This is a genomic window from Gottfriedia sp. NPDC057948 (assembly GCF_042887255.1).
Taxonomy (GTDB): Bacteria; Bacillota; Bacilli; order Bacillales; family Bacillaceae_G; genus Gottfriedia.
This window is the reverse complement of the sequence record NZ_JBHVPN010000001.1, coordinates 473,416-487,061: the sequence shown is the minus strand read 5'-3', so window position 1 is coordinate 487,061 and position 13,646 is coordinate 473,416. Positions and strand designations below refer to the sequence as shown.

The following is a 13,646-nucleotide window of genomic DNA, read 5'->3' as shown; positions in this document are numbered from 1 at the left end:
TCTTACGCCTCCATTAATAATAATTCTGGATCATTTAATAATCGTTTAATATGGTTTAATGCGTTTTGAGCAGTTGCACCATCGATAATACGGTGGTCAAAGCTTAATGATAACGCTAATACTGGAGCAACAACGATTTCTCCATTTAATACTACTGGTTTTTCAGCAATACGACCAATACCTAAGATAGCTACTTCAGGGTGGTTAATTACTGGAGTAAACCATTGTCCACCAGCTGAACCGATATTTGAAATTGTACATGAAGCACCTTTCATTTCTGCAGCAGCTAATTTACCGTCACGAGCTTTTGTAGCTAGCTCATTAATTTCAGCTGAAATAGAGAAGATAGCTTTACGATCAGCATCTTTAACAACTGGTACTAATAAACCTTTATCAGTATCTGCAGCAATACCAATGTTATAGTAATGTTTGTGTACGATTTCGCTAGTAGCATCATCGATTGATGTATTTAAAGCTGGGAATTTACGTAATGCAGAAGTTAAAGCTTTAACAACATAAGGTAAGAACGTTAATTTGATACCTTGTGCAGCTGCAACTTCTTTATATTTTTTACGGCTAGCAACTAGTTTCGTTACATCTACTTCATCCATTAATGTTACGTGTGGAGCAGTATGTTTAGAGTTAACCATTGCTTTAGCGATTGCTTTACGAATTCCACTCATTTTTTCACGAGTTTCAGGATATGCACCCTCTGGAATTGGCATTGCTTTTGGAGCTTCTTGTGTCGACGCTTTCGCTTCGGTTACAACTTCAACTGCAACTTCTGTTTGAGCTGCAGCAGCTGGTGCTACTCCACCTAATAAGAATGCATCTACGTCTTTTTTAGTTACACGGCCATTTTTAGCTGAACCTGGTACAATACGTAAATCTACGTTTTTCTCACGAGCGTATTTACGTACAGATGGCATTGCAATTACATGAGCTTTTGGTTCAATCGCAGCAACAGGTGATAGTGGTGCAGCATCTGTTTTTGGTTCACTTTGCTCATAAGATTCTTGTACTTTTGCCTGAACTGCTTCAGCAGCTTCTGGTACTGGAGTAGTAGTTGGAGCTTCTTCAGCATGTTGTCCTTTGAAGCTAATGTTTTCATAACCAGGTGCATCTAAACGTACTAATACGTCACCAACAACTGCAACTGTACCTTCTGCAACTAATACTTCTAATACTTTCCCTTTTACAGGTGATGGAATTTCTACTACTGATTTATCGTTTTGAACTTCACAAATGATATCATCTTCATTTACTTCGTCGCCTGCTTTAATAAACCATTTTACAATTTCACCTTCGTGAATACCTTCACCGATATCTGGTAATCTAAATTCAAATAGACTTGCCACTGAGTTTGACACAGATTTCTACCTCCGAACAAAGTTAAATTAATTTTTTAATATATTTTATCTAATAATGTAAGAAAGGTATTGATGAATTCATCAAATACCTTTCTCTATTTTTGTTATAAACTGATTAGAAGTTTAAAACTTTTTGAATACCTTCAACTATATCTTTATGGTTTGGTAACCAAACTGTTTCCGCTTCAGGGAATGGGTAAACAGTATCAGCTGCAGTAATACGTACAACTGGTGCTTCTAATGAAAGGATACAACGATCATTAATTTCAGCAACTACATTTGCAGCAATACCAGCTTGTTTTTGTGCTTCTTGTACAACTACTGCACGTCCAGTTTTCTCAACAGACGCAACGATTGCTTCGATATCTAATGGGTGAACAGTACGTAAGTCAACAACTTCTACTGATACGCCATCTTTTTCTAACTCTTCAGCAGCTTTTAATGCAGCGTGAACCATTGCACCGTAAGCAAATACTGATACATCTTTACCTTCACGTTTAACATCCGCTTTACCTAATTCGATAGTGTACTCACCTTCAGGTACATCTTCACGGAATGAACGGTATAATTTCATGTGCTCTAAATAGATAACAGGGTCATTATCACGAATAGATGAAATTAAAAGACCTTTAGCATCTTTAGGTGTTGATGGAATAACTACTTTTAAACCAGGAGTTTGAGCCATTAATCCTTCTAAACTATCCGCGTGCATTTCTGGTGTATGAACACCACCACCAAATGGTGAACGGAAAGTAATTGGTGAAGTAAAACGACCACTTGTACGGTAACGCATACGTGCTGCTTGACCAGCGATTGAGTCCATGATTTCGAATAAGAATCCGAAGAATTGGATTTCTGCTACTGGACGGAAACCTTCAATTCCAAGACCGATTGCTAATCCACCGATACCTGATTCAGCAAGCGGTGTATCGAATATACGTTGCTCACCGAATTCTGCTTGTAAACCTTCAGTTGCACGGAATACACCACCGTTTACTCCAACGTCCTCACCAAATACTACTACAGTAGGATCGTTCTTCATTTCAACGCGTAATGCATCTGTGATAGCTTGAATCATTGTCATTTGCGCCATGACTTACTTCGACTCCTTCTCTTTATAAATTGCATATTGCTCTTCTATATTACTTGTTTTAGTTTCGAACATATTAGCCATTAAATCAGTAACTTTTTGTTTTGGCTCTTGGTCAGCAAGTTTGATCGCATCTTTAATTGCTTCTTTTGCTTCTTCGATAATTGCATTTTCTTCTTCTTCAGTCCAAAGACCTTTTTTCTCTAAAAACTTACGGAAACGAACGATTGGATCTTTTGCTTCCCACTCGTTTTCAGTATCTTTTGTACGGTAACGAGTTGGGTCATCACCAGCCATTGTATGTGGTCCATAACGGAATGTTAATGTTTCAATTAATGTTGGACCTTCGCCATTTACTGCACGTTTACGAGCTTCTGATGTAGCTGCATAAACTGCTAATGGATCCATTCCATCAACTTGAATACCAGCAATACCTACTGCGATTGCTTTTTGAGCAATTGTTCTAGCTTTTGATTGCTTAGAAACTGGAGTTGAGATTGCGTATCTGTTATTTTGAACAACGAAAATCGCAGGAGCATTATAAGCACCAGCAAAGTTCATACCCTCATAGAAATCACCTTGAGAAGATCCACCGTCACCTGTATATGTAATGGCAACAGATTTTTGGCCTTTCAACTTCATACCAAGTGCAACACCTGCAGCTTGAATAATTTGAGCACCAATAATAATTTGTGGGAAGATTGTATTTACATCTTCAGGAATTTGGCTTCCTACTAAATGTCCACGTGACCATAAAAATGCTTTATATAATGGTAGACCGTGCCAGATCATTTGAGGTACATCACGGTAACCAGGTAAGATAAAGTCTTCTTTTTCAAGAGCAAATTGACTTGCTAATTGAGAAGCTTCTTGTCCTGCAGTAGGAGCATAGAAACCTAAACGACCTTGTCTGTTTAATGAAATTGAACGTTGATCAAGAACACGAGTCCATACCATACGTTTCATTAATTCTTTTAATTGCTCATCTGATAAATCAGGCATCGCTGATTCATTAACGATTTCGCCCTCTTCATTTAAAATTTGAAGAGTTCCAACTGAATCACCAAATTGAAGCATTTGATCCATTAATTCAGAAACAGTTTGTGTATTCTTCATTTCTGTTGTTTCCTTTCCAGCTACTTTCTTCGTAGTAGTTGCCACTAAAACCCACACCCTTCTTTAATTATGGAGGATTTATTTTCTTTATCCATCATGTGTATTTTCTTAAGAGTAATTACAAGTAACCATAACTTATAATTAAAATCTGTACTTATACTATTCGTGTATTACACTAGTACAACATTGAACACTAGTACAGTTTATAACACGTTCATAAACTCGTCAAATATTTTGTTGTATTATTTTATTCATGATTTTTCGGAAAATTTGCCATAAAATTTTAACCCTGTACTACCTTTGAAACAGCAACCTGTTATACAATAACAGAAACTCCGTTAAATTATGCTCAAATAGCTAATAACGGATTTTTTTTATCATAAATTCCAAACTGTACTACAACGATTTTTATTTAGTAATTCTAGTCCCAATCTGTTATTTACCATATTTTTCATATATGTCTTTTTGTAAATTATTTAATTTTTGAGTATAAAGATTTAATTGATCATTATATTTAATGACATCTTTATAAATATGATTTGTATCCTTTGTCTCACTCTTTACATTTTTTAAATCAACTTTTTTCTGGGATAATAAGTTATAAATTGAAAGATCCGTTTCCATTGCATCTTTATATTTTGAATTCAATTTATCGTATAACTCAGTTCTTTCTCTCCATGTTTTTATAAAGTTATTAACTTCATTTCGAAACTGTTCATTCTTCGTTTCAATATTTATTGTTTGAAGTTCTTTAATTTTTATGTCTATATCGTGAATTAATTTTGACTCCTCATTGACTCGTACTTTTCGTTTATTTAATAAATTAATTGCTTGTTTTGCTGAATCTTGTCTTTTGTTTACTTCGCTTATTTTATATAAATAAATTTTTTCATAATACTCCAATTCTTTTACTTCCAGTTTTTGAATACGTTCTCCAGCTTTTTGAAATTTCTGTTCCATTTTAGCAATTTCAGCTAGCTGATTTATGACTAAATTCTTTTGTTTTGCTTGAGAAGTACAACCCGAACAAAGGATAAAGAGTATGACTATTACAAGAAATAAGGAATTGAATTTTTTATACATTATTTCACCCAATTTTTTTTCATTATTATTTCCATGTTGCATCTTTTCACACTTTTTATACGTCCTAAAAAATAAAATGGTCACATACCCACACACTTTATGTAGTTTTTCATAATTTGTAGTATCCGCTATATGCGGAAACAGTTTAAAGGGAGGTTATTATATGTACGGTTACGGATACGGTGGAAAAGGTGGATACCCTGGTTATGGTTACGGCGGCGGTTACGGCGGCGGATGCGGTTGCGGTTACGGCGGTTTCGCATTAATCGTTGTTCTATTCATTTTATTAATTATCGTTGGTGCAGCTTTCGTTTTATAATTCACACTAGTAAGCCTCTATTATTAATGTATAACCACAAACTTTAAGGAGCGATATTTTATCGCTCCTTTTTCCATTCTATTGCCCCTGAGACTGACAATTTAAAAAAGATTTGTTAGACTAAATTAATAATACTAGTGAATAGTACATACTTATATTTATGAAATATTAGACAGGAGTGAAATTCATTTGATTACAATGAAAGATATAATTCGAGAAGGCGATCCTAGATTAAGGGCAGTCTCGAGTGAAGTAAGCTTACCTCCATCGGTAGAGGATATTAATTTAGCTAATTCATTATTAGAGTATGTTATAAATAGTCAGAATCCAGAAATATCTGCCGAATACGGTCTACGATCAGGTATCGGATTAGCTGCACCACAAATCGGAATTAATAAAAGAGCAATAGGTGTTCATGTAACTGATTCACAAGATAATTTATATAGTTATGCACTATTAAATCCTAAAATTGTTAGTCATTCTGTTGAACAAGTTTATTTATCAGGTGGTGAAGGTTGCTTATCTGTTGATCGTGATGTTCCTGGATATGTTCCTCGTTACGCAAGAATTACAGTCACTGGCTTCGATACAGAATTGGGAAATGTAAAAATCCGTTTAAAAGGTTTACCAGCAATTTGCTTCCAACATGAAATTGACCATCTAAATGGCGTAATGTTTTATGATCATATTAATAAAACAAATCCTTTTTCTCCTCCAGAAGGTGCTTCACCTTTAGAGAGAAAATAAAAAAGAGCGATTGGAAAACCAATCGCTCTTTTTAGACTGCTGATAAGCGCTTGCAGTCAGTCTAAAATTCATGTTTTTGTAATTTGGCTACATACTTAAAGAAGTCCGACCCATATTAAACCGTTTAAAATTCCATCTTCATCAACATTCGTTGTGATATGATTAGCTAATTTTTTTAGTGGATCCACTGCATTACCCATGGCAATTCCCGTACCAACTTTTTCAATCATTTCTAAATCATTTAATCCGTCACCAAATGCGATTACATTTTGCATATCAAACCCAAGATGGTTTACCATTTGAAGTATTCCATTCGCTTTAGATCCACCTATTGGTAAGACATCTGACGAATACTCATGCCAACGAATAAAATTAAAATCATTAAACCCATCGGTTAAAGATGGCTCTTGATGCTCTTCACAGAACAGTAAGACTTGGTAAATTTCACGATTATGATAAAAATCATGCTGAACTTCAGGGTGTTGCATTCTAATCGATGTCATTGCTTCTCTTATATGAGGATGTGAATCAATTGACGCCCTCATTGTCTCGTTATTTAAATAGATTAGCGGAATACCTAGTTCTTTTGCTTTTTGAGTAAATTGGTGAAGTTGTTCTGGATGTAGGGCATGTTTGTGAATAGCTTCACCTTCAAATTCAGCATATTGTCCATTTAAACTTACAAAACTATTTATATTTAACTCTTCACGAATTTCTTTAAACATGAATGGCGCACGACCAGTTGCAATCGCTACGTGGATCTCTTTATTTTGAAGTTCCGAAATTGCTTTCTTAGTACTTTCCGGAATTACTTTATCATGATTTAAAATCGTTCCATCAATATCAAAAAAAACGATTTGTTTAGTCATATTATTCTCTCCTCACTAAGACGCTGCATTTGCTTTTGAGTTTTTCATTTTTGACTTCTGTTTACTATTCGTAATAAATACTCCTAGAAGTACGATTAACAATCCTAAAATCATTTTGAAAGATAAAGGCTCGTTTAAAAAGAAAAATCCCCAAATAGAAGCAAATACAGGTACTATATAAGTAACCATTGTTGCAAATTCTGCACTTCCCTCTTTAACCATATAATAAAATAATAAATATGCCAACCCCGAACATACAACGCCTAGTCCAAACACACCACTAAAAACTTCAAAATTAACAAATGGTTTTAAAGTGCCCTTCCCCACAACGACCATATAAAAAAAGCCGAATACACCAGAAATACCTAAGGTTAAAAATGAAATAATCATTACATCAATTTGTTGTAAATACTTTTTAGTTAAATGTGAACCAAGCCCATAACAAAAAGTAACAAATAACATTAATATTGAATAAATTATATTATCCGAGAAAATTGTTGATGGATTAAGATTCATCATAATCATAAGTCCAATGATCCCAATCATAAGTCCAATCCATTGTTTCTTATGAATTTTTTGAGAAAAGAAAAAATAGCCAATAATGAGTGTTGCAATTGGCGTAAAAGCATTTAATACTGCCGCTTCATTACTTTGTAGATGGGTCTCACTAAAAGAAAGAAAAAGCCACGGTATAGCATGATTAAATAATGAGATGACAATAATTAAACTTATTTTCGGTAAATTTTTAAAATCAATCTTTACCTTTTTTATTAACATAATAATTAATAATGTCATAGCACCAAAGAAACAGCGATAAAAAACAATTGCTTCTGGCCCTATATCGTTTAAAAGGAGCTTAATAAATAAAAAAGATGTACTCCAAATAATACTTAATAAAAACAAAGCTCCATATAACTTCTTCACATTCTTCTCCCCTTAACTTTAAGATACCCTCTATTTTAACTGTTTTTTGGATTATATTGTATGAAAATGTTTTTTCGTTCAATACTACACATAAATATACTATGTCCGTGTTCTCTACATATAAGTTTAATTTTATGACTAGGAGGTAAAACTAGTGTTACGTAAACTAAGAAAAAAATTAAAAAAACGGCTAAAACAATTATTGAAAAAGAAGAAATATATCTCAATAATTTCAAAATTTTTTTTAAAATGACCGTATTTTAGGTAATCTTCAATAAAAAGAATGAAAATATATAGAAAATCACTTATAATATTGAGAAGATAGTGATTTGACAAGGAGAGATTTAAATGATTTTTAAAGTATACTATCAGGAATTACCTTTAGAGGTACCTGTAAGAGAAAAAACTAAAACAGTTTATGTAGAAGCAGATAGTGAAAGAGAAGTTCGTGCGAAATTATTACCTTTCAATTATAATATTGAACTTGTTCAAGCTTTAACCGGTGCTCATCTTGAATTCGAAAAACAAAGTGAAAGCTTTAAAATTTTGGAGCTAGCGTAATTTATGAAATTTCTTAAAAATGATCAAGCTGCCGTATTCGCACTAGGTGGCTTAGGGGAAATTGGTAAAAATACATACGCAGTACAATATCAAGATGAAATTATATTAATAGATGCCGGAATCAAGTTCCCTGAAGATGAGCTACTAGGGATAGACTATGTGATACCTGATTATTCCTACTTAGTTCGAAATGAGGAAAAAATTAAAGGTTTATTTATCACTCACGGACATGAAGACCACATTGGTGGTATTCCATATTTATTAAGAGAATTAAACATTCCAATTTATGGTGGTAAACTTGCCTTAGCTTTAATCAAAAATAAACTTGAAGAGCACGGTCTATTACGTAAAGCTAAATTAATAGAAATCAAAGAAGATGACATCATCAAATTCAGAAAAACTAGTGTTACATTTTACCGTACTACACATAGTATTCCTGATTGTTATGGTATCGTCGTTAAAACTCCTCAAGGACAAGTTGTCCATACAGGTGATTTTAAATTTGATTTCACACCTGTTGGAGATTCGGCTAATTTAACTAAAATGGCTGAAATAGGAAAAGAAGGTGTCTTATGCTTACTTTCAGATAGTACGAACAGTGAGGTTTCTCACTTTACGATGTCAGAAAGAAAAGTTGGTGACACGATCAGTGAAATTTTCCGTAAGGTTGATGGTCGTATCATTTTTGCTACTTTCGCTTCTAATATTCATCGTCTTCAACAAGTTGTCGAATCTGCTATGGCAACTGGACGTAAAATTGCTGTTTTTGGTAGAAGTATGGAAGCAAATATCGAGATCGGTCATGACTTAGGTTATATTAAATGTCCTAAGGATACATTTATTGATGCATCTCAAATTAATCGTATTCCGGCTAATCAATTAGTCATTTTATGTACAGGTAGTCAAGGTGAGCCAATGGCTGCATTATCACGTATAGCAAATGGTACACATCGTCAAATTCAAATTATTCCTGGAGATACTGTCGTATTTTCTTCTTCACCAATTCCAGGTAATACAATGAGCGTAAACCGTACAATCAACTTACTTTACCGTGCTGGTGCTGAAGTAATTCACGGTTCATTAAATGATATTCATACTAGTGGTCATGGTGGTCAAGAAGAGCAAAAATTAATGCTTAGACTGATGAAACCTAAGTATTTTATGCCTATTCACGGTGAATATAGAATGCAGCGCATGCATGCTAAGCTAGCTATGGACTGTGGGGTACCTGAAGAAAACTGCTTTATCATGGATAATGGTGAGGTTTTAGCTCTTCGTGCAGATGAGGCTATGGTTGCAGGTAAAGTACCTTCTGGTAATGTTTATATTGATGGAAGCGGTATCGGTGATATTGGTAATATCGTTTTAAGAGACCGTCGAATTTTATCTGAAGAAGGTCTTGTAATCGTTGTCGTAAGCATCGATATGAAGGAATTTAAAATCTCGGCAGGACCAGATATCATTTCACGCGGTTTCGTTTATATGAGAGAAAGTGGCGATTTAATAAATGAAGCACAAGCAATGATTTCTACTCATTTAAACAAAATCATGGAACGTAAAACTTCTCAATGGTCTGAGATCAAAAATGAAATTACTGATACATTATCACCTTTCTTATATGAAAAAACAAAACGTAAACCAATGATTCTCCCAATTATTATGGAAGTTTAATCATTAGTACATGATAAAAGGGCGATTTCAAAAGTCAAAATACTTTTGAAATCGCCCTTTTTTATTAATCTTGAAAGTCATTTTTTTCATTACTTTTTAAAAACACTTTCATAAAAAAAGGTTTATTAAGAACTAAAAATATAAAATACACAGTAAATAAGATAAAAAATACAACAAACAGAATAATTAGTACGATTGCTAAACTACTCTTAGCAAAACTTGTTTCGATTCTTAAATATGGATATAAGATAAATGGTAGATGACTTATACCATACCCAAAAAATGCGAAGAAATATTGTAATAATACTAATATAAACGCTAAACCATATCTTTTTCTTTTTATAACAAAATAAATTGCTATACAAAAGCAAATCAAAGAGATCAGAAAGAATTCCCATACATTATGCATTCGATCAAAATGAACTTTATTATGTAATTTCATTGATAAAAATACGATGATACTCGAAATAATAGTTGGCAATGACCAGACTAGTACGTACTTTCTTAATTTAGTTTCCGACTCCGAATCATTGATTAGTTTTGCAGAATAAATTAAAAACATTGCACTAATAAATAATACTGAACATACAGCCAATAGCATAACGGATAAAGAATAAGAATTCGTAATTAATTTAAATGGATAAAATCGTATATCTGTTCCATTCTCGATAATAAATCCACCTTCAGAAATTGTTAAAACAGTAGATAATGTAACAGGTATTAATAGACTTGTCGCGCCATACAAAATTAAAAAGAACTTACTCCTATTTTCTCCATATTGCTGAAAAGTATAAAACGATCCCCTAATTGCTAAAAAAATCATTGCTACACTACCCGGAACTAATAAAGGAACACCATAATAATATGCTACCCTTGGGAATATACCAACTACACCTATAAAGAAAAAAATGAAAAATAATGTAGCAAGTTCCCAAATAGATGAAAGATGTCGATTTATTAAGCCAATTAATTTTGGTTCTTCTTTAGTTGAAATCGCATAAAACGCATAAAATCCTGCACCAAAATCAATTGAAGCAATAATCATGTAGGCATATAAAAACAACCATAAGATAAAGATTGCGATTGTTTGAATCTCCAAACTTTTTTCCTCCTACAGAATAATTCCTTAAACTAAAGATTAGTTTACTTTAATTATACCTATAAAATACACTTTCTACTAGTTTCAAGACGAAGATTAGGAAAATACAAAAAAAGAGACTTTAAAAAAAGTCCCAAAAGTGATGATTGAATCTACAAACTATTCTACTTTTGCTGCTTCATCTAGTACTCGATTAACACGCTTTTCTAACATTGGCATTCCGCCTTCTCCAGCTTGGAAGTGGCGTAATACACCTGTTTTATCAAATACGTAATATGATGGTACATATTTGTTTTCAAAAGCATCTGTAATAGTATGTTGGTTATCAACTAGTATTGTTTGTGTAATGCCGTGTTCGTTTGCAACTTCTTTAATTTTATCAATATCTAAATCATCTTCAGATCTTGGCATATGAACACTTACTACATTTAATCGATCTTTATATTCATCTCTAAAAGCATTAATGTTTGGCATTGCTACTTTACATAAATGGCAACTAACAGACCAAAAATGAATTAATGTTGGTTTGTCACCGATTAAGTTTTCTTTTTGAATTTCTCCATTTAATACTGTTGTTGCACCATCTAATTCAGGCATTGGTGAGCGAAGTCTCATTTTATAGTCCTCCTACTTGTTTTCATTAGCTCTAAGTGAGCTTGTTCTACTTTTAGTTTTTGTCTAGTTATAGGCGTTTGGCCCTCGAGGTCCTTGCCTAATGCTTGTCGGGTCTTTAACAAACGCCTTCCACTTTTCATAATTGTGTTTAAAAAGGCCTAACTATAAGTTAGACCTTTGACATTAATTCTTAATTGTTTAGAATTATAGAGTTGCTTGACCTGGTTTCCAGTTAGCTGGGCAAAGTCCACCAGTTTGTAAAGCTTGAAGTACACGTAAAACTTCATCAACTTCACGACCGATGTTGTTGTGGTGTACTACTTGGTACATTAATTCACCCTCTGGGCTGATGATGAATAATCCACGTAATGCAATACCTTCTTCTTCAATTAATACGCCATAGTCACGAGAAATAGCGTGGTTTGTATCTGCACCTAATGCATATTTTAATTGACCTAAGCCATTATCTTTACGATCAGTGTTGATCCATGCTAAATGAGTGTGAATTGTATCCGTAGAAACACCTACAACTTCTGCATCAAGATCTTCAAACTCGTCGTAACGATCAGAGATTGCTATGATTTCAGTTGGACATACAAATGTGAAGTCCATTGGATAGAAGTATAATACTGTCCATTTATCGTTTTTCATGTTTTCTTCTAAGCTTACTTTACCAAATTCTTTATTTGCTAAAACTGCTTCCATTTCAAAGCGTGGTGCTTGTTTTCCTACTAAACGTTCTGCCATCGTTATTACCTCCAATATTTTTATGTAACTATTTATCATACAAGTGATATTATAGTAAACTGCTTATTTAAAGTCAATATTAATTTATAATTATTATTAACTGAAAATCATTTTCATTGTTATTGTTTCAAAAAGTCCGAAATAAATCGAATCATTAAAGGAATCACATTTTCATCTGGATTTAATTTTTGGTTATGGAGTCCGAATTCTGAATTTACGCCGATCCAAAACATTAGGCCTGGAATTTCTTTGGTCATATAACCAAAATCTTCACCTGTCATCGCAACATTGCAACGGACGGCCTCAATACCGTCATATTGTTTCGCAAAATTAAAGAATTCATTCGTCAACGATTCATCGTTGATTACTCCATAGTAATTACTTCCAAAATCTACTTCTATTTTACACTGAAAACTCTCTTGAAATCCATTCACAAGACTTTCAATTCTATTTTTTAATTTTAGCATTGCTTCTTCACTTAATGCTCGCATCGTACCTTCAATTCGAACATGATCTGCAATAACATTTTGAACTGTACCACCAGTTATTTTTCCAATCGTAATGACAGCACTGTCTAATGGATTAACATTTCTTGATACAACCGATTGTACTTGAGTGATAAAATGACTTGATGCAACGATCATATCGTTCGTTAAATGAGGGAAAGCTGCATGGCCGCTTAAGCCATGAAAATCAATAAAAAGCTCTGATGTATGAGCAAATAACATACCAGGTTTCGTCGCAATTGTACCAACAGGATATTCTGGAGCGATATGTAAACCATAGATTACATCCGGTTTAAATGGTTTAAATTCTTCACTTTTAAGTAAAGGTTCCGCTCCACCAGGACCTTCCTCTGCAGGTTGAAAAATAAAAACGACATCGTCATTTATTGGCTCATTAACAAGGTTAGTAAGAACACCAAGAGCAATACTCATATGTACATCATGACCACAGGCATGCATATTACCTACATGAATCGATGAAAATTCTAAACCTGTGTTTTCTTTCATTGGTAATCCATCAATGTCTGTACGGTAACCAATTGTTCTAGTAGGTTTTAGCCCTTTTACTCGAACGAAAATACCTGTTCTCCAAGTATCAATTACCATTCTTTCTTGATCTAAACTAGATAAATAATCTAGTAAATACGCTTGTGTTTTGAATTCTTGAAATCCAAGTTCGGGGATCAAATGTAAATCCCTTCTAATTTTAATAAATGAATCCATTTTAATTCCTCCAAAAAAAGCGTAGAAATATATTATTCTACGCTTCAGACTGCCCACCAAACACTCGCTTTCTTCGTTGCTTCGCCTGCTGAGCGATGCTCATTACCGTCTAAGGTAACATCACTCCTTATAGACTTCATGCCTCGTAAGTCAAATGCTGTAATCAGTTCTGAACTTATATTTTAATATAATGTCTATAAAGTAAG

Annotated in this window: 14 protein-coding genes; 4 read left to right on the top strand and 10 right to left on the bottom strand. The window is 33.5% G+C overall.

Annotation, left to right across the window (positions count from 1 at the left end; genetic code table 11):
* Positions 1 to 2: 2 nt before the first annotated feature.
* The 4 genes from ACFVRR_RS02235 to ACFVRR_RS02220 form a co-directional block, all read right to left on the bottom strand.
* A complete protein-coding gene (locus ACFVRR_RS02235; RefSeq protein WP_387324927.1) occupies positions 3 to 1,358 on the bottom strand; it encodes a dihydrolipoamide acetyltransferase family protein in 1,356 nt (451 codons plus the stop codon).
* A 127-nt stretch (positions 1,359 to 1,485) separates the two neighbouring features.
* Complete coding sequence (locus ACFVRR_RS02230) at positions 1,486 to 2,463, bottom strand: alpha-ketoacid dehydrogenase subunit beta (RefSeq protein WP_387324233.1); 978 nt, start codon at positions 2,461 to 2,463, stop codon at positions 1,486 to 1,488.
* 3 nt (positions 2,464 to 2,466) lie between these two features.
* Positions 2,467 to 3,546, bottom strand: a complete 1,080-nt coding sequence (gene pdhA / locus ACFVRR_RS02225; RefSeq protein ID WP_387324924.1) for a pyruvate dehydrogenase (acetyl-transferring) E1 component subunit alpha — start codon at positions 3,544 to 3,546, stop codon at positions 2,467 to 2,469.
* A 465-nt stretch (positions 3,547 to 4,011) separates the two neighbouring features.
* On the bottom strand, positions 4,012 to 4,659 hold the full coding sequence (locus tag ACFVRR_RS02220) for a YkyA family protein (RefSeq protein ID WP_387324230.1): 648 nt from the start codon (positions 4,657 to 4,659) through the stop codon (positions 4,012 to 4,014).
* Between the two features lie 163 nt (positions 4,660 to 4,822).
* Between ACFVRR_RS02220 and ACFVRR_RS02215 the strand changes: the two genes are divergently transcribed.
* Together ACFVRR_RS02215 and def are read left to right on the top strand one after the other, a co-directional pair.
* Positions 4,823 to 4,978: a YjcZ family sporulation protein gene (locus ACFVRR_RS02215; protein ID WP_387324227.1), complete on the top strand. Its 156-nt coding sequence runs from the start codon at positions 4,823 to 4,825 to the stop codon at positions 4,976 to 4,978.
* A 189-nt stretch (positions 4,979 to 5,167) separates the two neighbouring features.
* A complete protein-coding gene (gene def, locus ACFVRR_RS02210) occupies positions 5,168 to 5,725 on the top strand; it encodes a peptide deformylase (RefSeq protein WP_097975703.1) in 558 nt (185 codons plus the stop codon).
* 95 nt (positions 5,726 to 5,820) lie between these two features.
* Here def and ACFVRR_RS02205 read toward each other — a convergent pair whose 3' ends face one another.
* Both ACFVRR_RS02205 and ACFVRR_RS02200 read right to left on the bottom strand, forming a co-directional pair.
* Positions 5,821 to 6,594, bottom strand: coding sequence for a Cof-type HAD-IIB family hydrolase (locus ACFVRR_RS02205; protein WP_387324224.1), 774 nt, complete (start codon positions 6,592 to 6,594; stop codon positions 5,821 to 5,823).
* A 15-nt stretch (positions 6,595 to 6,609) separates the two neighbouring features.
* Positions 6,610 to 7,518 carry a DMT family transporter gene (locus ACFVRR_RS02200; RefSeq protein WP_387324221.1) on the bottom strand — a complete coding sequence of 303 codons (909 nt, stop codon included), beginning with the start codon at positions 7,516 to 7,518 and terminating at the stop codon, positions 6,610 to 6,612.
* Positions 7,519 to 7,866: 348 nt separating this feature from the next.
* Between ACFVRR_RS02200 and ACFVRR_RS02195 the strand changes: the two genes are divergently transcribed.
* Both ACFVRR_RS02195 and rnjA read left to right on the top strand, forming a co-directional pair.
* Entirely contained in the window at positions 7,867 to 8,079 is a 213-nt protein-coding gene (locus tag ACFVRR_RS02195; protein ID WP_056468578.1) for a DNA-dependent RNA polymerase subunit epsilon, read from the top strand.
* 3 nt (positions 8,080 to 8,082) lie between these two features.
* The gene (rnjA, locus tag ACFVRR_RS02190) at positions 8,083 to 9,750 is read left to right on the top strand and encodes a ribonuclease J1 (RefSeq protein WP_097975708.1); all 1,668 of its coding nucleotides are present in this window, start codon (positions 8,083 to 8,085) and stop codon (positions 9,748 to 9,750) included.
* Positions 9,751 to 9,814: 64 nt separating this feature from the next.
* On the opposite strand, the gene ACFVRR_RS02185 is transcribed toward rnjA, so the two are convergent.
* From ACFVRR_RS02185 to ACFVRR_RS02170, 4 genes are all read right to left on the bottom strand, one after another.
* Positions 9,815 to 10,849, bottom strand: coding sequence for a cytochrome d ubiquinol oxidase subunit II (locus tag ACFVRR_RS02185; protein WP_387324216.1), 1,035 nt, complete (start codon positions 10,847 to 10,849; stop codon positions 9,815 to 9,817).
* A 159-nt stretch (positions 10,850 to 11,008) separates the two neighbouring features.
* The gene (locus ACFVRR_RS02180; RefSeq protein WP_069035534.1) at positions 11,009 to 11,464 is read right to left on the bottom strand and encodes a TlpA family protein disulfide reductase; all 456 of its coding nucleotides are present in this window, start codon (positions 11,462 to 11,464) and stop codon (positions 11,009 to 11,011) included.
* 204 nt (positions 11,465 to 11,668) lie between these two features.
* Positions 11,669 to 12,211, bottom strand: coding sequence for a peroxiredoxin (locus tag ACFVRR_RS02175; protein ID WP_098231953.1), 543 nt, complete (start codon positions 12,209 to 12,211; stop codon positions 11,669 to 11,671).
* A 119-nt stretch (positions 12,212 to 12,330) separates the two neighbouring features.
* A complete protein-coding gene (locus ACFVRR_RS02170; protein WP_387324212.1) occupies positions 12,331 to 13,440 on the bottom strand; it encodes an N-acetyldiaminopimelate deacetylase in 1,110 nt (369 codons plus the stop codon).
* Positions 13,441 to 13,646: the final 206 nt, after the last annotated feature.